The sequence below is a fragment of the Bradyrhizobium sp. JR4.1 genome (assembly GCF_040548605.1).
In the GTDB taxonomy this organism is placed as follows: Bacteria; Pseudomonadota; Alphaproteobacteria; order Rhizobiales; family Xanthobacteraceae; genus Bradyrhizobium; species Bradyrhizobium canariense.
Genome location: NZ_JBEPRY010000002.1, coordinates 60691 through 82160, shown reverse-complemented (window position 1 = coordinate 82160; position 21470 = coordinate 60691). Strand labels below are relative to the sequence as shown.

Sequence of the window (21470 nt, the reverse complement as noted above, 5' to 3'; positions counted from 1 at the left end):
GTCATCTCATCTGCGGAGAGAGCCCCTCACCCCAACCCTCTCTCCGCGAAGGGCGGGAGAGGAGGAGGATAGAGCAGCTTCACGCCACCTTCGGGGCGAGCTCGCCCTTGGCGTAGCGCTTGGCCATCTCGGCCGTGGTCAGCACCTTCTTGATCTTGGAGGCTTGGCCTGCGGTATTGAATTCCTGGAGCCGCTGCTTGCACAGCTTGGTCATCGCTTCCATCGCGGGCTTCAGGTATTTGCGCGGATCGAACTCTTCCGGATTGTCCTTGAGCACTTTCCGGATTTGGCCGGTCATCGCCATGCGGTTGTCGGTGTCGATGTTGATCTTGCGCACGCCGTTCTTGATGCCGCGCTGGATCTCGGCGACAGGCACGCCCCAGGTCGGCTTCATCTTGCCGCCATAGGCGTTGATGATGTCCTGGAGGTCCTGCGGCACCGACGAGGAGCCGTGCATGACGAGATGCATGTTCGGCAGCTTGCGGTGGATCTCCTCGATCACGTTCATGGCGAGGATGTCGCCGTCGGGCTTGCGGGTGAATTTGTAGGCGCCGTGAGACGTCCCCATCGCGATCGCGAGCGCGTCGACCTGGGTCTCCTGGACGAACTTCACGGCTTCATCCGGATTGGTCAGGAGCTGGTCGTGGCTGAGCTTGCCCTCGGCGCCGTGGCCGTCTTCCTTGTCGCCCATGCCGGTTTCGAGCGAGCCGAGCACGCCGAGTTCGCCCTCGACCGAGATGCCGCCGAGATGGGCCATGTCGGTCACGGTCTTGGTCACCCCGACATTGTAGCCCCAGTCGCCGGGGGTCTTGCCGTCAGCCTTGAGCGAGCCGTCCATCATGACCGAGGTGAAGCCGGCCTGAATCGCGGTCATGCAGGTCGCCGGCTCGTTGCCGTGGTCGAGATGCACGCAGACCGGGATATGCGGATAGATCTCGGTCACCGCGTCCATCATGTGCTTGAGCATGACGTCGTTGGCGTAGGAGCGCGCACCGCGCGAAGCCTGGATGATGACGGGCGCGTCGACCTGGTTGGCCGCGTCCATGATCGCCAGCGCCTGCTCCATGTTGTTGATGTTGAAGGCCGGGACGCCGTAATCGTTCTCCGCCGCATGGTCGAGCAATTGACGCAACGTGATCCGAGCCATCTGTGTTTTTCTCCCGTTTGGGCCTGCAAGGCCACTGCTTGAAGGCGGCTGACGACTTGCCGACCGATTACTTGGTGCGCAGAACTTCGACGCCGGGCAGGGGCTTGCCTTCCATCCATTCAAGAAATGCGCCACCGGCGGTCGAGACATAGGTGAACTGACCGGCCACATGGGCCTGGTTGAGGGCCGCCACGGTGTCGCCGCCGCCCGCGATCGAAATCAGCTTCTTGGCCTTGGTGCGCTCGGCGGCGTGCTTGGCGGCGGACATCGTGCCGCGGTCGAACGGCTGCATCTCGAAGGCACCGAGCGGTCCGTTCCAGACCAGCGTCGCCGCATCGTCGATCGCGGCATGGACCCGTGCGATCGATTGCGGACCGACGTCGAGGATCATGCCGTCGGCCGGGATAGCGTCGAGGCCATAGGCGTGCGACGGCGCGTTGGCCGCGAAATGATAGGCGACGGTGGCGTCGACCGGCAGGATGATGGCGCAATTGGCGGCTTCCGCCTTTTCCATGATGCGCAGCGCGGTCGCGGCGAGATCCTTCTCGGCCAGCGACTTGCCGATACCGACACCCTGGGCGTGCAGGAAGGTGTTGGCCATGCCGCCGCCGATCACCAGCGCGTCGACCTTGGTCACCAGGTTTTCCAGCAGGTCGATCTTGGTCGAGACCTTGGCGCCGCCGATGATCGCGATGACGGGCTTGGTCGGTGAGCCCAGCGCCTTCTCCAGCGCAACCAGCTCGGCCTGCATGGTGCGGCCGGCATAGGCGGGCAGCTTGTGGCCGAGGCCTTCGGTCGAGGCGTGGGCGCGGTGCGCGGCCGAGAACGCGTCATTGACCCAGATGTCGCCGAGTTTTGCGAGCTCCGCGACAAAGGCCGGATCGTTCTTCTCTTCCTCTTTGTGGAAGCGGGTGTTTTCGAGACAGAGGATGTCGCCGTCCTTCAGGCCGGCAACGGCCTTGGCCGCGGGTTCGCCGATGCAATCGTCGGCGAAGCCGACGGGCTTCTTCACGACTTTCGACAGCGCCTCGGCAACGGGCTTGAGCGAGTCCTTGGCATCGCGCCCTTTCGGCCGGCCGAAATGCGCGAGCAGGATGACCTTGCCGCCCTTGTCGGAGATTTCGGTGATGGTCGGCGCGACGCGCTCGAGCCGGGTCGCGTCGCTGACGCGACCGTTCTCCATGGGCACGTTGAGATCGACGCGCAGCAGGACGCGTTTGCCCTTCACGTCGACGTCGTCGAGGGTGCGGAATTTGTTGGTCATCGGAGGCCCTTGTCCCGGGCGCACCGCGGCGCGGAGTGCCGCCGTGCAGAACCGGGACCCAAATTGCGGCGAGTCCCGCGGTTGAATGGGCCCCGGCTCTGCGACGCAGCGCTTCACGCTGCATCGCGTCCGGGACACGAGAGCGGAGTTAGATCACCTTCGCCATCGCGACGGCGGTGTCCGCCATGCGATTCGAGAAGCCCCACTCGTTGTCGTACCAGGACATCACGCGCACCAGCGTGCCGTTCTGCACCTTGGTCTGGTCCATGTGGAACGTCGAGGAGTGCGGGTCGTGGTTGAAGTCGATCGAGACGTTCGGCGCCGTGGTGTAGCCGAGGATGCCCTTGAGCTGCTGCTCGGAGGCACGCTTCATCGCCTCGTTGATTTCCTTCGGATCGGTGGCGCGCTTGGCGACGATCTTGAGGTCGACGACCGAGACGTTCGGGGTCGGCACGCGGATCGCGACGCCGTCGAGCTTGCCCTTAAGTTCCGGCAGCACGAGGCCAATCGCCTTGGCGGCGCCGGTCGAGGTCGGGATCATCGACATCGCAGCCGCACGGCCGCGGTAGAGATCCTTGTGCATGGTGTCGAGCGTCGGCTGGTCGCCGGTATAGGCGTGGATCGTGGTCATGAAGCCGGTCTCGATGCCGACGAGGTCGTTCAGCACCTTGGCGATCGGCGCAAGACAGTTGGTGGTGCAGGAGCCGTTGGAGACGACCAGGTGTTCCCGGGTCAGCGTGTCGTGGTTGACGCCGAAGACGATGGTGGCGTCGGCGCCGTCGGCCGGCGCAGAAACGAGAACGCGCTTGGCGCCGGCGGTCAGATGCGCGGAGGCCTTGTCCTTCGAGGTGAAGATGCCGGTGCATTCCATCGCGATGTCGATGCCGAGATCCTTCCAGGGCAGCTTCGAGGGATCGCGCTCGGCGGTCACCTTGATCTTGTTGCCGCCGAGGCTGATCGTGTCGCCATCGACGGTCACGGTGCCGGGGAAGCGGCCGTGGACGCTGTCGAAGCGAAGCAGATGCGCGTTGGTCTCGACCGGGCCGAGGTCGTTGATGCCGACGACCTCGATGTCCTTGCGGCCGGACTCGGCGATGGCCCGCAGGATGTTGCGGCCGATGCGGCCAAAACCGTTGATTCCGACGCGGACTGCCATGTTTCGTCTCCTTCAATGACCGTTGTCATCCCGCACAACGCGCTAGCGCGCCTGCGAGGGTTTTTTTAGGGCGGACGCCCGGTTCGGCCGGGCGGGGCTTGATCATATGGGAGTTAGGTAGTCCTTTTTTTCGGCAATCTCAACTCTCAGGAAACGCGTTTCAGAACGGCGTTAACCGCGGCCTCGGCGGTAATGCCAAAGTGCTGGAATACCTTGTTGAGAGGGGCGCTGGCGCCGAACGAGTGCATGCCGATAAATTCGCCATCCTGGCCGATCACGGCGTCCCAGCCCCAGCGCACGGCGGCCTCGATCGCGACCTTGATGGGGGCGTTGCCGATGATCTCGTCGCGGCGCTCCTTTGGTTGCGCTAACAGGAGCTCGAGCGAGGGAACCGAAACCACCCGGGTCGGAATGCCGCGCTCGGCGAGCTGCTTCTGGGCGGCCACGGCCATCTCCACTTCGGAGCCGGAGGCGAACAGCGTCGCCTTGGCTTCGCCCTGGGCGGCCACCAGCTCGTAGGCACCAAACCGGCAGGGGCTCTCGTTCGGTGCGGTGGTGCGCAGCTGCGGCAGGTTCTGCCGGGTCAGCGCCAGCACTGTCGGGCCGTCGATGCGGTTGAGCGCGAGCTCCCAGCACTCGGCAACCTCGATGGAATCGCAGGGGCGGAACACGCGCATGTTGGGAATGGCGCGAAGTGCCGAGAGATGCTCGACCGGCTGGTGGGTCGGGCCGTCCTCCCCGAGGCCGATAGAATCATGGGTCATGACATAAACGACCCCGGTCCCCATCAACGCGGCGAGCCGCATTGCCGGCCGCGCATAATCGGTGAACACCAGGAAGGTCGCGCCGTTCGGCGCAAAACCGCCGTGCAGGAAGATGCCGTTCATCGCCGCGCACATGCCGTGTTCGCGGATGCCGTAATGGATGAAGCGGCCCTTCGGCGTCTTGGCCGAGAACGCGGTTGCCGACTTCGCCTTGTTGTTGTTGGAGCCGGTGAGGTCGGCCGAGCCCGCCAAAAATTCCATCGGCATCGCGCCGGCAATCACTTCGATCACGGCTTCGGAGGATTTGCGGGTCGCCGCATTCATCGGCTTTTCCAAGAGCTCCTTCTTGTAGCCTTTGAACGCCTTCGCCAGCGCCGCTGGGCGCTCGTGGCGCAGCCGTCGCTCGAACTCGGCGCGCTTGCGGCTGCCGAGTTCACCGAGCCTTGCTTCCCATTCCTGTCGTGCCGCCGCGCCGCGGCTGCCGGCCGCGCGCCAGGCCTTCAGCACGTCGTCGGGCACCGAGAACGGCTCCAGCGAAATGCCGAGATTCTCCTTGGCCGCCTTGAGTTCGTCGGCACCGAGCGCTTCGCCGTGCACCTTGTTGGTGCCGGCCTTGTGCGGCGCGCCGAAGCCGATGGTGGTGCGGCAGGCGATCAGCGTCGGCTTGTTTGATTTCTGAGCGCGCGTGATCGCGGCTGATATCGCAGCCTGGTCATGACCGTCGATCTTCTCGGCCGCCCAGCCGCACGCCTTGAACCGCTTCACCTGGTCCACGGAATCGGAAAGCGAGGTCGGGCCGTCGATCGAGATGCCGTTGTCGTCGTAGAGCACGATCAGCTTGTTGAGCTTCCAGTGCCCGGCCAACGCGATCGCTTCCTGCGACACGCCTTCCATCAAATCGCCGTCGGAAGCGATCACATAGGTATGGTGATCGACGATCTTTTTGCCGAACTCGGCGGCGAGCATCTTCTCGGCGAGCGCCATGCCGACAGCGGTGGAAATGCCCTGGCCGAGCGGACCGGTGGTGGTCTCGATGCCCTTGGTGTGGCCGTGCTCGGGATGTCCCGGCGTCAGCGACCCCAACTGGCGGAAATTCTTGAGCTGGTCGATCGTCATCTCGGGGCTGCCGATCAGATACAGCAGCGAATAGATCAGCATCGAGCCGTGCCCGGCCGAGAGCACGAAGCGGTCCCGGTCCGGCCAGTCCAGCGCGGCGACGTCGAATTTCAGGAATTGCGTGAACAGCACGGTCGCCATGTCGGCGGCGCCCATCGGCAGGCCCGGATGACCCGATTTCGCCTTCTCGACGCCGTCCATGGCAAGGCCGCGGATCGCATTGGCCATACGGTTGTGATCGACCTGCGTCATGTCTGAAAATCCGTCTGAAATGAGGCGCTTGTGGCTGGATTTGGCCGCGCCGGAAGGAGCCTTTCGGCCGCTGGGGTCGCGGCTGGGATAGCATCTCGGTTCCGACAGGCCAAGGCAATCAAACGCCGGTTTGGCCGCAAAAGTTGCTTAGCAGTGCATAGTTTCGTGGCGGCGTTGCGCTTGGCTAGCTTGCCACGTAAATTTCTGCTTCTAACCGCTTGCCGAACCGAGTCTTTTGCCGGACGGCAAGCCCCCCGGGGATAGGCCACAGGTTCCGCCGCTGACTGCATGAACGATCGCGTATCCAACAGCTCTGCCATGACCGAGTCCTCGGCCGTCGAGATCGAGATCGCGACCCGCAGGCTTATGGCGGCGCTCGACTCGCTCGAAAGCGCGGTGGAGCGGCGGCGCGATGCCGATCGCGACGAGAACGAGCTCGCGGCGCGGATCCAGGCGCTGGGCGCGGACCGCTCGCGGCTTGCCGACGAGCTCGATGGCGCGCTGGTGAAGGCTCGCAAGCTCGAGCGCTCCAGCCGCGAGATATCCGATCGGCTGGATTCCGCGATCGTCACGATACGTTCGGTGCTCGATACCGGAGAGGACGGATGAGCCACATCAACGTCACCATCAACGGCCGGCAATACCGCATGGCCTGCGAGGAGGGCCAGGAGGTGCGGCTGCTCAAGCTCGCCGAAAGCCTGGAGACGCGGATTCAGTCGCTGCGCGGAAAGTTCGGCGAGATCGGTGATGCCAGGCTCACCGTGATGGCGGCGCTGACCGTCTGCGACGAATTGGTCGATGCCGGCAATCGCATCCGCACCATGGAGCAGGAGCTGACCGAGTTGCGGGATTTCCGCAACGCCGCCGTCGAGCGCGCCCGTTTGACCCAGACCGCGGTCGTGAACGCACTGAACTCCGCGGCCGAGCGCATCGAGAAATCGACCCAGGTCCTGAACCGGACCGTCGGCAACGGGATCGCCATCGGTTGACCCTTCACCGGGCTGGCGATTCGTCAGCATCGTTGTTACATTGCCCGAGCGGGGCTGCGACGCGCGTCAGGAGCCATTATCCCCGGGGCCTTATCGATCCTTTAGGGAACTGTCCCTGGCCGGGCCCGTGGGCTCGGACATATGGTGCCCACCTACTTTCGTAGGGAACTCCGGGATCGAGTGCTTCAACGGCGTTCGCGGCTTCGCACTTTTGTTTGCTTGGTTTGTGCCTGTTGAAACGACTGCGGCCAATTCAACAGGTGTCATGCCCCGGCTTGACCGGGGCATCCAGTACGCCGCGGCGTCGAAATTTGATTACTGGCGTCTCTGGAATACTGGATCGCCCGCCCCAGTGCGCAAGGGCGCACAAGGCGGGCGATGACAGCGGAGCAAGACTTCGCCTTCGGAGCAAACGCGCATGACCAACACCAAAGCCGAACTCCGTGCCAAAGCCCTCGCGGCGCGCGATGCGCTGAGCGAAAAGAAACGCACCGCCGCCGCCGCCAATCTCGCCAAGCGCGGGCTGCCGTTCCAGCTCCTGCCTGGCAGCATCGTATCAGGCTATTCGCCGATCCGCAGCGAGATCGATCCGATGCCGCTACTGAAGACGCTCGCAGAGCAGGGTGCCAGGCTCGCGCTGCCTTGCGTCACCGCGCGCGGCCAGTCGCTGATCTTCCGCATCTTCCATCCGAACGATCGCCTGATGCTCGGCCCGCTCGGCATTCCCGAGCCGTCGCCTGGGGCCGCTGAAGTCATTCCCGACATCATGCTGACGCCGCTCGCTGCCTTCGATCGTCTCGGCCATCGCATCGGTTATGGCGCGGGGCACTACGACCACACCTTCGCGCATCTGCGAAAAGCCAAGACCATCGTCGGCATCGGGCTCGCTTTTGCAGCGCAGGAGATCAAGGCGGTTCCGGCACTATCCCACGACGTCGCGCTGGATTATGTGCTAACGGAATCCGACGTATTCGATTTCCGGAGTTCTGAAGTTGCGCATTCTCTTCGTGGGTGATGTCGTCGGCCGTGCCGGGCGCAATGCCATCGCCGAATATCTGCCCGGCATGGTCAAGGACTGGTCGCTCGATTTCGTCGTCGTCAACGGCGAGAATTCCGCCGGCGGCTTCGGCATCACGGAAGCGATCTATCAGGAGTTTCTCGATGCCGGCGCCGACGCGGTGACGCTCGGCAATCACTCATGGGACCAGCGCGAAGCACTCGTATTCATCGAGCGCGCCGAGCGTCTGGTGCGGCCGGCGAACTATCCGCGCGGCACGCCCGGCCGCGGCGCCGCATTGGTCGAGACCAAGAACGGCAAGCATGCGCTCGTCGTCAACGCTTTGGGCCGCGTCTTCATGACCCCGTTCGACGATCCCTTCGCAGCGCTGGAGCGCGAGCTCGGCGCCTGCCCGCTCGGCATCGCTGCGGACGCCATCGTCGTCGACTTCCATTGCGAGGCGACCAGCGAGAAGCAGGGCATCGGCTTCTTCTGCGACGGCCGCGCCAGCCTCGTCGTCGGCACCCACACCCATGTGCCGACCGCCGACCACCAGATCCTGTCAGGCGGCACCGCCTACATGACCGATGCCGGCATGACCGGCGACTACGATTCCATCATCGGCATGCAGAAGGAAGAGCCGCTGCGGAGGTTCACCTCCGGAATCCCGTCAGGCCGCTTCGAGCCGGCGGCGGGCGCGGCGACGCTCAGCGGCGTCGTCGTGGAGACCGATGACGCGACAGGGCTCGCACTGCGGATTGCACCGGTGCGCGCGGGCGGCCGGCTGGAGCCGGCGACGCCGAAATTCTGGTTGAGCTGAGTTCTCGCGTAGCTCGCCACACACTCAGTGTCGTCCTGGCGAAAGCCAGGACCCATTACCACCGGCCGTGGTAATGGGCAGGCTCGCGGTCGAGGGCATCGCGCCAAACAGACAGTTGGGGTAATGGGTCCTGGCTTTCGCCAGGACGACAATGGGGCCTACTCCGCCGTCTGCTCCCTCAACCCCGCCACATCCTTCGCCGTCAGCTTGGACCCCTTCGTCCCGAACCGTGCCGTGACATAATTCGCCACCGCCGCGATCTCGTCGTCGCTATACGCGTCACCGAACGCCGGCATCGACAGCGCGCCGTCGGGCGTGTGGCGCTTGGTGCCTGACAGCACGATCTGCGCGACGTTAGTGGCGGCGGGGTCGTTGACGGCCCAGGTGCCGGTCAGCGTCGCCATCGGCGAGACCGGGCTCTCGCCGCTCCAGCCGTGACAGCTGGCGCAGGCGCTGGCGAACATTTTCTTGCCGCGCGCGTCCGCCGTAACGCCGTCCTTGTGCGAGGCGGGCGCAATGGGTGCGATGGTTGCGGGCAGGTCCGGCGAGGGCTGCGGCGGCACGCTGCGCAAATAAGCGACGATGCTGCTTATGTCCTCAGGCGCGAACTGGCTAAAACTGTGGTCGACCGCTTCACCCATCGGACCCGACGCCGAGCCGTGGCCCGGCGCATGGCCGAGCGACAGATAGGAGATCAGGTCCTCGTCGCGCCAGCTGCCGAGACCAGTGGCCTTGTCGGAGGAGATGTTGAAGGCGCGCCAGCCGGCCGTGATCGCGCCTGCAAATTTCTTGCGGTTGTCCAGCGCAAAGCCGAGATTGCGCGGCGTATGGCATTCGCCGCAATGTGCCAACGCCTCCACGAGATACGCGCCGCGATTCCACTCCGGGCTCTTCGACGTATCGGGCGCAAAGCGCGTGTCGGGATTGAACACGGCCGACCAGAACATCATGGCCCAGCGCTGATTGAACGGGAACGACAGCGTGTTCTCCGGCGGCTTCGCGCGCACCGCCGGCAGGCTGAACAGATAGGCCTTCACCGCCAGCACGTCCTCGTCTGTCATATAGGTGTAGGACGTGTAGGGCATCGCCGGATAGAGCCGGGCGCCATCATGGCGCTTGCCGCGCTGGACGGCGTTGAGAAAATCCTGGTCGCTGTAATTGCCGATGCCGGTGTCCTTGTCCGGCGTGATGTTGGTGGAATAGAGCGTGCCGAACGGCAGCTTGAAACCGAGCCCGCCGGAATACTCCTTCTCGCCGGGCTTGGTGTGGCACACCATGCAGTCGGCCGACTTTGCGAGATATTCGCCGCGTTCGACCAGGCTCGCCTTCTCGAACTTCGCCGGCACGCCGGCCGGCTTGCCGGCGCGGTAATCCGCCAGCGCCACCTTGGTGCCGCCGGCGAAGTCGAGCGGACCGGGCCCGCGGATGAACCAGACGCCGAGCGCCGCCACGACAGTTGCGATCACGACGATGCCAGTGAGGATACGCATCTTGCCGCTCATGCCTTTTTCCCCGCAGCCAGCAGTTTCCGATCGATCGGCAGCCGCCGCAGCGCGACGCCGGTTGCCGCGTAAATGGCGTTGCGCAGCGCCGGCGGTCCGGCATTGACGCCGGCCTCGCCGATGCCGCCGGGCGCCTCGCCGCTCTTGACCACGACGACCTCGATCTTCGGCATCTCGTTGATGCGCATCATGCGATAGTCGTGGAAATTCGACTGCTGCACGCGGCCCTTCTCGATGGTGATCTCGCCGTAGAGCGCGGCGGTGAGGCCGAACACCAGGCCGCCCTCGATCTGCGCTTTCACCGTGTCAGGATTGACCGCGATGCCGGTGTCCACCACCGAGACGATGCGGCGGAGCACGATCTCGCCGATATCGTCGATCTCCGCTTCGACCACGGTGGCGAGGAAGCTCGCAAATGACGGCTGAACGCAGACGCCGCGACCGACGCGCGGGGGCAGCGGTTGGCCCCAGCCGGATTTCTCGGCGGCGAGATTGAGCACCGCGAGCATGCGCGGATTCTTGGTCAGCATCGCGCGGCGGAATTCGACCGGATCCTTGCCGGCCTTGCGCGCCAGCTCGTCCATCGCGCATTCGACCGCGAACACGTTGTTGTTCGGACCGACCCCGCGCCAGAAGCCGGTGGGCACCGCCGGCGGTTCGGCGCGGACATATTCGACATGGAAGTTGGCGAAGTCGTAGGGCGCATCCACGGCGGCATCGACCGCGTCGATGTCGATACCCTTCTGGAACGCCGGCGGCAGCCAGCGCGCCAGCACGGCTGAGCCGGCGACCTTGTACTTCCACGCTGCGACCTTGCCGTCGACCAGCGATGCCGTGACCTGGTCGCGATAGACCGGGCGGTAGACGTCGTGCTGGATGTCCTCCTCACGGGTCCATATCACCTTGACCGGATAGTCGACCTGTTTTGCGATCTTCACGGCGGCCACCACCATGTCCGGCTCGAGCTTGCGGCCGAAGCCGCCACCGAGCAGATGCTGGTTGACGATCACCTTGTCGACCGGGAGGCCCGCGGCCTTCGCCGCCTCCGACTGCACGCGCGTCATAATCTGCGTGCCGGTCCAGATCTCGCAGGCTTCAGGCCTGACGTGAACGGTGGCGTTGATCGGCTCCATCGAGGCATGCGCAAGGAACGGCAGTTCGAAGCTCGCCTCGAACCTGTCGCCGCTTGCGAGCCCCTTGGCGATGTCGCCGACCGATTTCGCGACCACGCCGTCCTTCTCGCTGGCGGCGCGCAGATGCTGCCAGATATCCTTTGTGCTGAGCTTCGCGTTCGGTCCCTCGTTCCACTCGATCTTGAGCGCATCGAGGCCTTTCTTCGCGGCCCACATGTGATCGCCGATCACGGCGACCGTGTCCTCGAGCACCACGATTTTGCGCACCCCCGGGATTTTCACCGCCGCGCTGTCGTCGACCTTGCCGACCTTGCCGCCAAAGACCGGGCAATTGGCTATCGCGGCGATCTTCATGCCGGGCAGGATCGCGTCGATGCCGTAGACGGCCTTGCCATTGACCTTGTCCGGCGTGTCGAGCCGCTTCAGCGGCTGGCCGATGATCACGAAATCCTCGGGGTCCTTGACCGAAACGTCCTTCGGCGGCGTCTGGCCCTGTGCGGCCAGTGCCAGTTCGCCATAGCCGAGCTTGCGGCCACTTGCGGCATGCACGACCTCGCCTTTCGACGTCGTGCAGCTTGCGGGCTCGACCTGCCATTGCGTCGCTGCGGCCTGCACCAGCATCGCTCGCGCGCTGGCGCCGGCCGAGCGCAAGGGTTTCCACCAGGCACGGATCGAGGTCGAACCGCCGGTCGCCTGCAGGCCAAAGGCGGGATTGGCGTAGAGCTGGTCGTTGGGCGGCGCGTGCAGCACCGCGACCTTTGCCCAATCGGCATCGAGCTCTTCGGCCAGGATCATCGAAATCGAGGTATAGACGCCCTGGCCCATCTCGACCTGCGGCATCAGGAGCACGGTGCGGCCAGTCTCCTCGATTCGGATAAAGGCGTTCGGCGCGAACTTGCCGTCAGTGGTGTCGCGCGGCTGCTCCGGCTCGTTGACGGCGGCGCGCAGCGGCAGGTGGAAGGCGAGCAGGAAGCCGGTGGCGAGACCGCCAGTTAGAGCTGAGCGGCGGGAAACGGCAGGAAAAGTCTTGTCGGTGATCATGGCGGACCTCACGACTGACGGCCGGAGGCGGCCAGCTTGATGGCCTCGCGGATCCGCACATAAGTGCCGCAGCGGCAGATGTTGCCGGCCATCGCGGCGTCGATGTCGGAATCGTCCGGGCTGGGCGTTGCCGCCAGCAGTGCCGCGGCCGCCATGATCTGACCGGACTGGCAATAGCCGCACTGGATCACTTCGGCATCGAGCCAGGCCTTCTGCACCTTTGCGCCGGCCGGTGTGCTGCCGACATGCTCGATCGTGGTGATGGCGCGGTTCGCGACCGCGCTGATCGGCAAGACGCAGGAGCGTACTGCCTTGCCATCGACGTGCACCGTGCAGGCGCCGCACTGAGCGATGCCGCAGCCGAACTTGGTGCCCGTCATCCCAAGGACGTCACGCAGGACCCACAGCAGCGGCATGTCAGGTGGCGCGTCGAACGATTTCGTTTCGCCATTGATGGTGAGAACAGTTGCCATATGCATCCCCTTGCTCGCGCGATCGCTTACGGCGATCTAGTCAGCGAATTTGCGCGCACAATAATCATATCGATGCGAAACGATGAAGCGTCGACATTTCCGGCAATGCATATTTGCGCAGCGAGCGGGTCAGGCCATGACGTTCACGAATTTGTGCGGCGATCGCTGCGGTGATTTTGGGCTAATTGATATGATAATCGTCATGTTTTGACGCATTTTCGTCGTGTGCGTCATTGATTGCCGCAGATGACCGTGCGAATGCGCAAAACCATGCGATGACGAAATTCGTGCGATTGGGTAAAACGCGCGACGTCACGTCCTTGCTTGCGGCCATCCTTCGAGACGCCCGCCGATGGCGGGCCCTCAGGATGAGGACCGAGTGTGCGGCCGTCGTTTTGACGAGCACCGATCCCGGTTGGCCTCATCCTGAGGAGACCGCGAAGCGGTCGTCTCGAAGGACGAGGCGCTTGCTCGGGCCCCGCCAAGCTCAATCGCGACAGCCTACTCCCTTCCGGACGGACGCAGCGACGCCGGTAGACGCAGGCTCACTCGGGTGAGGGGTCTCTGTCCGCGTATGGGCGCCGTTGTGGATCAACCGACAAAGGGGAGCCTGATCGTGAACGAGGCACCGCCGTGCTCCCGATTACTCGCTGATATGAATCCGTTGTGCGCTTCGATAATGGTGCGCGCAATGGACAAGCCCATGCCCATGCCTTCCGCTTTGCTGGTGTAAAACGGCTCGAAAACCTGTTTCAATTTGTCTTCTGGAATGCCGGGTCCGCGATCTGATACGGATAGCTCGGCAAACTGATCGGCGCGCGCAGTCCGGATGCTGATAGTGCGGCTTTCGTGAGACGTGTCCTTCATAGCCTCGACCCCGTTCAGCACAAGGTTCAAAATGACTTGTTGAAGCTGAATGCGGTCGCCGAGGATCGGTAGCGCATCGGACGTGATCACGTTGACCATTTCGAATTTTCGGCTGACGGTTAGCGCCGAAAGAAATCTGACCGTCTCTTGCACTACCTCGTTGAGGTCCAGTTGCTTCAATTCGAACGGCGCCTTCTTTAGGAGGCTGCGCATCCTGCGAATGACCTCGGTGGCGCGCCGGTCATCCTGTAAAATATCGTTCACAATTTCCCTGAGTTCAACAACATCGGAAAGTGCAGCGATATCGGGACGCTGCGATTGCAGGATCGCGGCTGCGGTTTCAGCGTTCGTCAGAATAGACCCCAGCGGCTGGTTGATCTCGTGAGCAATTGAGGCCGTCAGTTCGCCAGCGGTCGCGAAGCGGTTGACGTGGGCCAGTTCAGTCATGCGCTGTCGCGACTGCACTTCGGCGAATTGACGACGACGGTGCTCAAACAGCAAAAGTGCGATCATTCCCGCTTGCACGAGGACAAGCGCGATGGTGAACGCGATTTGCAACCAATATCGCTCCCACAACGTGGGCTCCCGGAAGTAAACCGTGCTGTCAGGCGGCAGTCTGCTTTGGGAAATTCCCCAGCGCTGCAGTTGTCGCCAGTCAAACATAGGCGGGGCCAGCTGGACAAAGGTCGGCTTGATATCGGCAACATTTTCGCCGTTAAGGATGCGAAGCGCGACTTCCGCCGCCTGCTTGCTTTGTCTGGCGACGACCTGCATTGGTCCACCGACGATGCCCTCTCCAAAAAAACTTTCGTCGTGAAAAAAGATGGGTGCATTGGCTACGCTGTAAAATCGGGTAAACGCAGTGTTACCCTCATGCGCCACTCCCGCCGCATCGACATTCAATCCGATCCAGAAAATCGCACTGTGCGGCGGAAGGTTGGCCGCATCCTTGAGCATGTCTTCGAAGGAAAGTTCATTATACCATCGAAACTGGACACGATCCGCGAAGCGCGCGGTGGACTTGCCGACCTCGTTACGCCACCAAGTTTCGCTCGGCGAAGCACCGACTACGATGGCAATCGTAGTCGTTTGAGGTAGGACCTGCAGGATATTTTCAAAGAAAACAGCATCGTCGTTCGTGATTGCCACGACGGTGTCGTACTTGGTCAATTTATCGAAGTCCACGCGGCGTCGCTCTACCAGAGTGTACAGCATCGGCGTAGTTGGAAAGAGGTCCTTGCGGTGCGCCTGCACGAAATTGGCGGCAGGCGCACCGATCGCGACGATCAGGTCGGGCGGCTGGTCTATATTGAGGGAACGAAGATACTCGACAAAGGGGGCGTCTGACTTGTCGCTGCTTCGCCGGGCATTCAGCAGGGATTGGTCTTGAAATTCAATGGATGCCCGTCGGCTTAGCTCGGCGCGAAGGGCTTCCGAATAATCAGTCCAAGGTCTGAACCTCAGACCGAATGAATGGAGCATCAGTACTCGCTTTGCCTGTGGATCAGCTGCCGCACTTTGGCCTGTCGTCGCGATCAACAATGCGATGGTCAACGCAGCGGTGAAGCTCCGCACGCGACAGGTTCGCCATGAGCGAGACAGCCAGAAAAGCATCGCACTCCGAGCCCCGATCCAAGTGGAGTACCGTATCCGCTCGATCAGATTATCAACAAGCGGAGACAAGGGAAACTACGGGGCAATTCTGACACGAACAGTCCGCAAGATTTCATAGCGGGGCGTCGCGCGGTCCCCGCGATACGCCACGTCGCCCAGAGTACCTGCAGACCGATGGCGCAGGGTCGCCATCGTCGGACGGTCACCGCCAGCGCTTGCTTGCGCGCACAGAGGGCCAAGTTGCGCTATCGCCGCGTCGCCACGGATTAATAGGCGCAAATATAGTTCCCGTAAGCATCGTAGCAACTGCGGCGGTACGCAGCAGTGCCAAGGGCAGCCGCGCCGACCGCTGCCGCTCCTACACCGTAGCCTCGATAGCCGTAGCCGCGATAGCCGCCACGATAGCCGTAGCCACGGTAGCCTGCGCCGCGCACTGCAACAGCGCCGCCGCCCCGCGGTCCTCGAACCGCGACCGCACCGCCGCGGTAACCGCCGCCGCCCCGATAGGCACCTCCGCCGCGCCGAGCCTCGGCGTCATCGGGGATCAAGCAGACGATGAGCAAAACGAAAGCGGCAAGAGGAGCGAGAATATAGCGGAGCATGATGGAACCCTTCCATGAATTCATTGAGCCCCGCTCGCGAGATTGCGGCTCACTGTGCGCGTGAGGTTGATGTAGATCAATCGAACCCGCGCACTGCCACGCCTACGCTATGTTCAGCCGCACCTGAGGCGGCTTCCGTCACCTTTCGGTGACGCAAGTGCGAAGAGGGAGGTCCGCCATGCATCCGAGGAAGCTTCTTTCGATCAAGTCAGCGACGGTCGCGGGCATTGCCGCCAGCGGCCTGCTTGGGCTTGCAACCCTGTCGCTTAGTCCAACCCCAGCCAAGGCGGTGATTTACTGCCAGTACGTAGAATATCCGGCGGGTTGCGTTGCCCGGGCAGGCGTCGTGCTCAGGCCGCGCCCGGTGGCGCGCGCCGCCGTCCGCCACAACGCCGGTGGCAATGCGAATGGTGGCGTCAATCGCGTTGGAGCCGGGCGGTAAAGGCCGGTTTCGCAAGCCAGCAAGATAGCCGTCATCGTTTCGTCCCGGTGGCGGCTTTTCTTGGTCTGGCGGGGATAGGCCACCGGTACCGCCAGGGCGGCATTACGGCATGAAACACACTTGGTACGTCACTTTTGAAGTGCCGCCGGACGGCACATTGTCACGACGGCGACATCCGCGCCTAACCAACACGTTTGAAAGCGAAGCAGCAGCCAAGGATTTTGCGCGAACCAAATTCAACGACGGACTGATCGTCACTGCAGGGACTATCATCCCTCACTTTCCGAGAGTGTCGATCCCATCGACCGAAATCCCAACGTGGCTTGAAGCACCGAAACAAGTTGATCCAGATCAATAGCTAGGCCACGGACGCTGGTGACATGCTCTGACGGGGCAGCAACCGGGAGCCTGAACATGAATGAACGTTCGGAGCCGAAACAGGTCTGTCGTCGCAACGCACTCACCTTCCTTGGATACGCAGGGGTGTTTGGGCTTGTGGCTTCGTCCTCAATTTTTGCGGCCTCAGAGGCTGTTGCTCAAACCACCGCGCCAGCCGCCGCGCCTACTACGCCGCCAGCGGACGCGCCTAAGTCGGGTACGGAACGCCGCCAGGAGCGGCGCAGCGGGCGAACAGAGCGGCGGCAGGAGCGCCGCGCCGGCCGCACGGAGCGGCGGCAAGCACGGCGTACGGGACGCGACGAGCGACGGGACGCTCGCGACGGCACCCCGGCCGCCACGACGACCACCGAGCAAAAGAAGTAGTCCGTTCATTGCCAAGCACAGCTACCGGGCCACCTCAGCGTAGGCCCGGAAGGCCGTACAGCGCGCGGCCTATCGAAATCGGCTTCTCTCGGAAGGGGAGAAGAGGGGCTGAAGATTTCGGAATAATAGCAGTATGCACCTGTTTTGCCCGACGGCGCAACCGCTTTACGAGCGCCTAAGCCCACGGATTATCGGGCACTTAAGCCATTGATTCCGCTCGCCCCGGCTACTGTGCATGGGGTTGTTTTTCAGGTTTTTTTGACCCAAGGGCCGCTGGAGCGGTCCTCAGCTCTGCCGAAAGCCCATCCGGAAGGCGCCCCAGTGCTTGCCGCGGATCATGATCGGTGAGGACAGATCCTTCATCAGCACGAACTGACCGCCGCCCATGTCGCGGCGATAGGTCTGCAGCAGGAACGGCTTGGTGTTGGCTGCGACCTTCTGCACCGCGCGATCGGTGAACAGGCGGCGGTTGCGGCAATTGGCGTTGTTCCAGACCGGGTCCTTGCCCTGCGGCAGGCGGTAGTTCGGGTTGTGGGTCGGCAGATAGCCGCCCTTGGCCCAGGCGACGCAGAACACGATGCGGGGATCGGATTTCTGGATCGGATCCTGGATGGCGGGCAGCACGCGGTCGGTGAAGTCGACATAGTTGGTGTTGTACTGCTTGGGATCGGTGCCGGGGATTTCCCGGTAATTCTCGTCCATGAACTGGTCGAGCGTGATCTCGCCGCGGCCGATGGCGGCTTCGAACTCGTCGGAGATCCGCTTGGCGGTCTCGACCACGATTCGGATCAGCGGCGCATCCGACGTCTCGACGCCGCTGTCGGCGATCAGCGCGATCAGGCCTTCGGACGTGTCGAGCAGTTTGGTCACGCGCTGATCGGCGTTCTTGAGATCGCGCGAGGAGAGGTCAACGCCCTTGGCGAGCTCGTTGAGCTCGCTGATGACGGTGTCGCAATGTCCGAGATTGGAGGTCGCCGCGCGCGTGACGCTGCCGATCTCCGCCTCCACGGAGGCGAAGCCCTGCTGGACCCGCGAGATGATGCCGGAGATCCGCTGGGCGCCTTCGCCGGCCGTCTTCGCGCGCTGCGAGGCGTCGCTGCTCTCGCCGATCAGGCCTTCGATCTGGCCGTCGAGATCGCGCACGGTGTCGGAGATCTGGTGTGTGGCCTGGCGGGTGGCTTCCGCGAGGTTCTTGACCTCGCTTGCGACCACCGCGAAGCCGCGGCCGGCATTACCGGCGCGTGCCGCCTCGATGGTGGCGTTGAGCGCGAGCAGGTTGGTCTGCTTCGCGATCGCCTCGATCGAGCCGGACACTTTTGCGACTTGTGCCAGCGCGGAGCCGACGGCGCTGAGCCGCGCCTCGATCCGCTCCACCGCCGCGACGAGCTCGGAGATGTGGCTGACCGCGGCATCGACCGCGCCACGCGACTGCGCGATCTCGCCGACCGCCGCTGACGTGGTCGTCTGCACCGCCTGCGACGCATTGGCGATGTCGTGATTGGCCGAGACCATCGTCTCGGCGGTTTCCTGGAGGTGATGGAACCGCTCCGACTGGTTCGCGACGCGGCTTGCGACTTCCTGGACGTTGCCGGCGATGTCAGCGAGTTCCACGCCGAGGCCGCCGATGCGGTCGGCGAGCTGATCGATCAGCCGTTCGGAAAGTGTTTGGTTGGAGCCGGTGTCCAGTACTGCAAGTTGTACGACGGACATGTCTTGAGAGTCCTCCAGTCAGAGCCGTTCGCCGGCTCCCCGCGGCATTCCCATTCCAATTCCGGTCTTAAGAGGTGATTCGCGCGTTGGCGTCTTGCCTGAGCGCGCACTAGAGCTTGTAGGCCGTCCTGAATCCGCCCCAGTGCCGGCCCTGCACGCGGATCGGAACGTCGATCTCGCGCATCATCACCGTATTGCCGTTGCCCATGTCGCGCGCATAGCTCTGCACCAGATACGAGCGCAGGTTGCGCGCGGCGGCCAACCCCGCCGGATCGTTGAACATCCGCCGGTTGCGGCTATTGGCCGTGTTCCAGGCGGCATCGCCCGGCCGCTGCGGATGCGAGTAGATTCTGTTGTGCACCGGCAGGAACCCGTTGCGATCGACCATGGCGCAGAACGCCAGGCGCGGGTCCTTTGCCAAAAAGGCTTCCTGGAACGCCGGCAGCGCGCGGTCGGCCCAGTCGAGATATTTGGTGCGGTACTGCTGTGGATTGGTTCCGGCGATCTCGACATAATCGGTGTCGAAGAGCTCGTCGATCTTCACCTCGCCGCGGGCAACCGCCTGCTCGAAGATTCCGGTCAGCGCGTTACCGGCCTCCATGGCGCGGGTGACGAACTCCGTATTTTCCTCGTGGATCGACCAGAGCCTGTCCTCGATCTTCTCGCGGAGCTCGGCATTGGGACTAACGAATTGCGCGCGGGCGCCAGCCTTGGATTGCTCGACTACGCGCAGGCGGCAGGCGCCGACGCCTTCGAGGGTGCCTTCGATCAGGGCTTGCGATGCAAGGCGGCCCGCGTCCGCGCCGCCGATCAGCACGCCGTCCATCGCTATCTCGTAGACCGGCAGCACCCCGCGGGCGGTTTCGAGCTTGAGATGGCAGGGCAGCCGTTCGGTCTTGCGGCGGTCGTCGTGCTCGCTCTGGCGCAGCAGCACGGCGCAGCGCGATTTCAGTTTCTGTGCGAAGGCGGTCACGGCCTTGCCTGCGCTGGCGACGTTCTCGCCGTGGCTCTCGGCCGCCTTGGTCGCGGCATCGATCTCGGCCGCGCTTTCGCCGACCGAGATGATGAACTCCGACGCGCTTGTCGCGTTGCCGGAGACTTCGCTGGTGGTGGCGTTCTGTTCGGCGACCGCGCCGTTGACGGTCTCGAAGACCGGGCGGATGGCCTCGATCGCCTGCGAGATGCGGTGCACCGCATCCGCGGAGCCGGCGGCGTCGCGCTGCAGCGCGTCGATCTTTTTGGTGATCTCCTCAGTCGCGCCCTGGGTCTGCACCGCGAGTGCCTTGACCTCGGTGGCGACGACCGCAAAGCCTCTTCCCGCAGCGCCCGCGCGCGCGGCCTCGATGGTCGAGTTGAGCGCGAGCAGCGTCGTCTGCCGTGCGATCTGTGCGATCAGATTGACGACGTTGCCGATGGCGGCCGAGGATTCGCGCAAGCGATCGACATTGGCGCGGGCTTCCTGTGCCGCGGCGCTGGCCTCGTCGGCGAGCTTGCCGGCCTCGCGAACCTGGGCCCCGATGCCCAGCGCCGACTGGGTGAATTTGTCGGCGGCATGGGCGAAGGTGGAGGCGTTCGATTGCGCGGCGTTGGTCCGGCCGGTGAGGGCGTCGGTACGGTCGCGAATGGCGGCAAGCGTCGTGGCGGTCGCCTCGGCACCGCCGGCCACCGAATTGGCGGCGCGCTCGAGCTGGCGAATCATCGCGCCCAGCTCGAGTTCCAGCAGTTCCAGGATTTCTTTGGCCGAATCGCTTTCGACGGCCACGGCAGACTCGGAATGGGCCGCCGGCTGCGCAGCCTGCGAGGCGGCCGCAGTTGCAGCCATGTCCGGCAGACGCTTCCGAAATAGTCCGAACGCCATCAGCTCTCTCTTGTCGGGGGACGGTCGGGCGCTATTTTCGCAAGCTGGAATGAAATCAGGGTTAACGATGCCTGACATCTAGGCACGGGCCCGTACGGTGTTACCTTAAAGTCGTAGAGCCTCTTTCTTTCCAGTGGGGTGGCGGCCTATAAGGCCGCGCTTCCCACGCTCACCTTGGCGCACGATTCCCCTAGAGAAGATCACGCATGGCCGGACATTCCCAATTCAAGAACATCATGCACCGCAAGGGGCGGCAGGATGCCCAGAAGTCGAAACTGTTCGGCAAGCTGGCGCGGGAAATCACCGTCGCGGCCAAGCTGGGGACGCCCGACCCCAACATGAACCCGCGCCTGCGTGCGGCCATCACCGCGGCGCGCCAGGAGAACATGCCGAAGGACAATATCGAGCGCGCCGTAAAGAAGGCGCTCGGCAATGACGGCGAGAATTACGACGAAATCCGCTACGAGGGTTACGGCCCCGGCGGCGTTGCCGTTATCGTCGAGGCGCTGACCGACAACCGTAACCGCGCGGCTTCCGACATCCGCTCCTTCTTCACCAAGTCCGGCGGCAATCTCGGTGAAACCGGCTCGGTGTCCTTCATGTTCGATCGCACCGGCATCGTCGAATACGACCGCAGCGTCGCCTCCGACGATGCCGTGCTGGATGCCGCGATCGAGGCCGGCGCCGACGACGTGATCTCGAGCGAAGGCGGCCACGAGATCTACGCCTCGACCGAAGGCTATCGCGACGTCGCCAAGGCGCTGGAGGCCAAGTTCGGCGAGCCGCGCAAGGCCGCGCTGATCTGGAAGCCGCAGAACACGGTCGCGGTCGACGACGAGACCGGCGAGAAGCTGCTCAAGCTGATAGACCTGCTGAACGAGCACGACGACGTCCAGCACGTCTACGCCAATTTCGAGGTGTCGGACGCGCTGCTGGCGAAGATGGGCGGGTAGGGGCCACT

The 21470-nt window shown here is 63.8% G+C and carries 18 protein-coding genes and 1 other RNA gene; 8 read left to right on the top strand and 11 right to left on the bottom strand.

Annotated features, from left to right (window positions below; genetic code table 11):
• Nucleotides 1–79 precede the first annotated feature (79 nt).
• The 4 genes from fba to tkt all read right to left on the bottom strand — a co-directional run bounded on the left by fba (nucleotide 80) and on the right by tkt (nucleotide 5699).
• On the bottom strand, nucleotides 80–1147 hold the full coding sequence (fba, locus tag ABIB90_RS05655; RefSeq protein WP_007599942.1) for a class II fructose-bisphosphate aldolase: 1068 nt from the start codon (nucleotides 1145–1147) through the stop codon (nucleotides 80–82).
• A 67-nt stretch (nucleotides 1148–1214) separates the two neighbouring features.
• Nucleotides 1215–2411 (bottom strand): phosphoglycerate kinase, encoded by a 1197-nt coding sequence (locus ABIB90_RS05650; protein WP_354159362.1) that lies wholly within the window; start codon nucleotides 2409–2411, stop codon nucleotides 1215–1217.
• Between the two features lie 148 nt (nucleotides 2412–2559).
• Nucleotides 2560–3567: a type I glyceraldehyde-3-phosphate dehydrogenase gene (gene gap / locus ABIB90_RS05645; protein WP_007599946.1), complete on the bottom strand. Its 1008-nt coding sequence runs from the start codon at nucleotides 3565–3567 to the stop codon at nucleotides 2560–2562.
• A 146-nt stretch (nucleotides 3568–3713) separates the two neighbouring features.
• On the bottom strand, nucleotides 3714–5699 hold the full coding sequence (gene tkt / locus ABIB90_RS05640; RefSeq protein WP_354200408.1) for a transketolase: 1986 nt from the start codon (nucleotides 5697–5699) through the stop codon (nucleotides 3714–3716).
• Between the two features lie 288 nt (nucleotides 5700–5987).
• On the opposite strand from tkt, the gene ABIB90_RS05635 reads away from it, so the two are divergent.
• The 5 genes from ABIB90_RS05635 (at nucleotide 5988) to ABIB90_RS05615 (ending at nucleotide 8505) form a co-directional block, all read left to right on the top strand.
• Nucleotides 5988–6308 carry a DUF4164 domain-containing protein gene (locus tag ABIB90_RS05635; protein ID WP_026232773.1) on the top strand — a complete coding sequence of 107 codons (321 nt, stop codon included), beginning with the start codon at nucleotides 5988–5990 and terminating at the stop codon, nucleotides 6306–6308.
• Nucleotides 6305–6688, top strand: a complete 384-nt coding sequence (locus ABIB90_RS05630; RefSeq protein ID WP_007599950.1) for a cell division protein ZapA — start codon at nucleotides 6305–6307, stop codon at nucleotides 6686–6688. The genes ABIB90_RS05635 and ABIB90_RS05630 overlap by 4 nt, the downstream gene beginning before the upstream one ends.
• 48 nt (nucleotides 6689–6736) lie before the next feature.
• Nucleotides 6737–6896, top strand: a non-coding RNA gene (gene ssrS / locus ABIB90_RS05625) — 6S RNA.
• 210 nt (nucleotides 6897–7106) lie between these two features.
• Complete coding sequence (locus ABIB90_RS05620; protein WP_354200407.1) at nucleotides 7107–7703, top strand: 5-formyltetrahydrofolate cyclo-ligase; 597 nt, start codon at nucleotides 7107–7109, stop codon at nucleotides 7701–7703.
• Nucleotides 7681–8505: a TIGR00282 family metallophosphoesterase gene (locus ABIB90_RS05615; protein ID WP_354200406.1), complete on the top strand. Its 825-nt coding sequence runs from the start codon at nucleotides 7681–7683 to the stop codon at nucleotides 8503–8505. Before ABIB90_RS05620 ends, ABIB90_RS05615 begins: the two co-directional genes overlap by 23 nt.
• A gap of 158 nt (nucleotides 8506–8663) precedes the next feature.
• On the opposite strand, the gene ABIB90_RS05610 is transcribed toward ABIB90_RS05615, so the two are convergent.
• The 5 genes from ABIB90_RS05610 to ABIB90_RS05590 all read right to left on the bottom strand — a co-directional run bounded on the left by ABIB90_RS05610 (nucleotide 8664) and on the right by ABIB90_RS05590 (nucleotide 15737).
• Nucleotides 8664–10007, bottom strand: coding sequence for a c-type cytochrome (locus ABIB90_RS05610; RefSeq protein WP_354200405.1), 1344 nt, complete (start codon nucleotides 10005–10007; stop codon nucleotides 8664–8666).
• Nucleotides 10004–12181, bottom strand: a complete 2178-nt coding sequence (locus tag ABIB90_RS05605) for a xanthine dehydrogenase family protein molybdopterin-binding subunit (protein WP_354200404.1) — start codon at nucleotides 12179–12181, stop codon at nucleotides 10004–10006. Before ABIB90_RS05605 ends, ABIB90_RS05610 begins: the two co-directional genes overlap by 4 nt.
• A gap of 8 nt (nucleotides 12182–12189) precedes the next feature.
• Nucleotides 12190–12654 carry a (2Fe-2S)-binding protein gene (locus ABIB90_RS05600; RefSeq protein ID WP_198288264.1) on the bottom strand — a complete coding sequence of 155 codons (465 nt, stop codon included), beginning with the start codon at nucleotides 12652–12654 and terminating at the stop codon, nucleotides 12190–12192.
• Nucleotides 12655–13245: 591 nt separating this feature from the next.
• Nucleotides 13246–15135, bottom strand: coding sequence for a sensor histidine kinase (locus tag ABIB90_RS05595; protein ID WP_354200403.1), 1890 nt, complete (start codon nucleotides 15133–15135; stop codon nucleotides 13246–13248).
• Nucleotides 15136–15401: 266 nt separating this feature from the next.
• Nucleotides 15402–15737: a hypothetical protein gene (locus tag ABIB90_RS05590; protein ID WP_245285968.1), complete on the bottom strand. Its 336-nt coding sequence runs from the start codon at nucleotides 15735–15737 to the stop codon at nucleotides 15402–15404.
• A gap of 178 nt (nucleotides 15738–15915) precedes the next feature.
• Between ABIB90_RS05590 and ABIB90_RS05585 the strand changes: the two genes are divergently transcribed.
• Nucleotides 15916–16179, top strand: a complete 264-nt coding sequence (locus tag ABIB90_RS05585; protein ID WP_007599963.1) for a hypothetical protein — start codon at nucleotides 15916–15918, stop codon at nucleotides 16177–16179.
• Between the two features lie 109 nt (nucleotides 16180–16288).
• Entirely contained in the window at nucleotides 16289–16537 is a 249-nt protein-coding gene (locus tag ABIB90_RS05580) for a hypothetical protein (RefSeq protein WP_007599964.1), read from the top strand.
• 689 nt (nucleotides 16538–17226) lie between these two features.
• On the opposite strand, the gene ABIB90_RS05575 is transcribed toward ABIB90_RS05580, so the two are convergent.
• Both ABIB90_RS05575 and ABIB90_RS05570 read right to left on the bottom strand, forming a co-directional pair.
• Complete coding sequence (locus tag ABIB90_RS05575; RefSeq protein ID WP_354200402.1) at nucleotides 17227–18651, bottom strand: methyl-accepting chemotaxis protein; 1425 nt, start codon at nucleotides 18649–18651, stop codon at nucleotides 17227–17229.
• Nucleotides 18652–18760: 109 nt separating this feature from the next.
• A complete protein-coding gene (locus tag ABIB90_RS05570; RefSeq protein WP_354200401.1) occupies nucleotides 18761–20509 on the bottom strand; it encodes a methyl-accepting chemotaxis protein in 1749 nt (582 codons plus the stop codon).
• Between the two features lie 206 nt (nucleotides 20510–20715).
• Here ABIB90_RS05570 and ABIB90_RS05565 point away from each other — a divergent pair, with 206 nt between their 5' ends.
• Nucleotides 20716–21462 carry a YebC/PmpR family DNA-binding transcriptional regulator gene (locus ABIB90_RS05565; RefSeq protein ID WP_007599968.1) on the top strand — a complete coding sequence of 249 codons (747 nt, stop codon included), beginning with the start codon at nucleotides 20716–20718 and terminating at the stop codon, nucleotides 21460–21462.
• Nucleotides 21463–21470: the final 8 nt, after the last annotated feature.

Bases quoted from the DNA above. Each gene is read 5' to 3' on its own strand.
- fba (WP_007599942.1), bottom strand. From the start codon at position 1,147: ATGGCTCGGATCACGTTGCGTCAATTGCTCGACCATGCGGCGGAGAAC.
- ABIB90_RS05650 (WP_354159362.1), bottom strand. From the start codon at position 2,411: ATGACCAACAAATTCCGCACCCTCGACGACGTCGACGTGAAGGGCAAA.
- gap (WP_007599946.1), bottom strand. From the start codon at position 3,567: ATGGCAGTCCGCGTCGGAATCAACGGTTTTGGCCGCATCGGCCGCAAC.
- tkt (WP_354200408.1), bottom strand. From the start codon at position 5,699: ATGACGCAGGTCGATCACAACCGTATGGCCAATGCGATCCGCGGCCTT.
- ABIB90_RS05635 (WP_026232773.1), top strand. From the start codon at position 5,988: ATGAACGATCGCGTATCCAACAGCTCTGCCATGACCGAGTCCTCGGCC.
- ABIB90_RS05630 (WP_007599950.1), top strand. From the start codon at position 6,305: ATGAGCCACATCAACGTCACCATCAACGGCCGGCAATACCGCATGGCC.
- ABIB90_RS05620 (WP_354200407.1), top strand. From the start codon at position 7,107: ATGACCAACACCAAAGCCGAACTCCGTGCCAAAGCCCTCGCGGCGCGC.
- ABIB90_RS05610 (WP_354200405.1), bottom strand. From the start codon at position 10,007: ATGAGCGGCAAGATGCGTATCCTCACTGGCATCGTCGTGATCGCAACT.
- ABIB90_RS05605 (WP_354200404.1), bottom strand. From the start codon at position 12,181: ATGATCACCGACAAGACTTTTCCTGCCGTTTCCCGCCGCTCAGCTCTA.
- ABIB90_RS05600 (WP_198288264.1), bottom strand. From the start codon at position 12,654: ATGGCAACTGTTCTCACCATCAATGGCGAAACGAAATCGTTCGACGCG.
- ABIB90_RS05595 (WP_354200403.1), bottom strand. From the start codon at position 15,135: ATGCTTTTCTGGCTGTCTCGCTCATGGCGAACCTGTCGCGTGCGGAGC.
- ABIB90_RS05590 (WP_245285968.1), bottom strand. From the start codon at position 15,737: ATGCTCCGCTATATTCTCGCTCCTCTTGCCGCTTTCGTTTTGCTCATC.
- ABIB90_RS05585 (WP_007599963.1), top strand. From the start codon at position 15,916: ATGCATCCGAGGAAGCTTCTTTCGATCAAGTCAGCGACGGTCGCGGGC.
- ABIB90_RS05580 (WP_007599964.1), top strand. From the start codon at position 16,289: ATGAAACACACTTGGTACGTCACTTTTGAAGTGCCGCCGGACGGCACA.
- ABIB90_RS05575 (WP_354200402.1), bottom strand. From the start codon at position 18,651: ATGTCCGTCGTACAACTTGCAGTACTGGACACCGGCTCCAACCAAACA.
- ABIB90_RS05570 (WP_354200401.1), bottom strand. From the start codon at position 20,509: ATGGCGTTCGGACTATTTCGGAAGCGTCTGCCGGACATGGCTGCAACT.
- ABIB90_RS05565 (WP_007599968.1), top strand. From the start codon at position 20,716: ATGGCCGGACATTCCCAATTCAAGAACATCATGCACCGCAAGGGGCGG.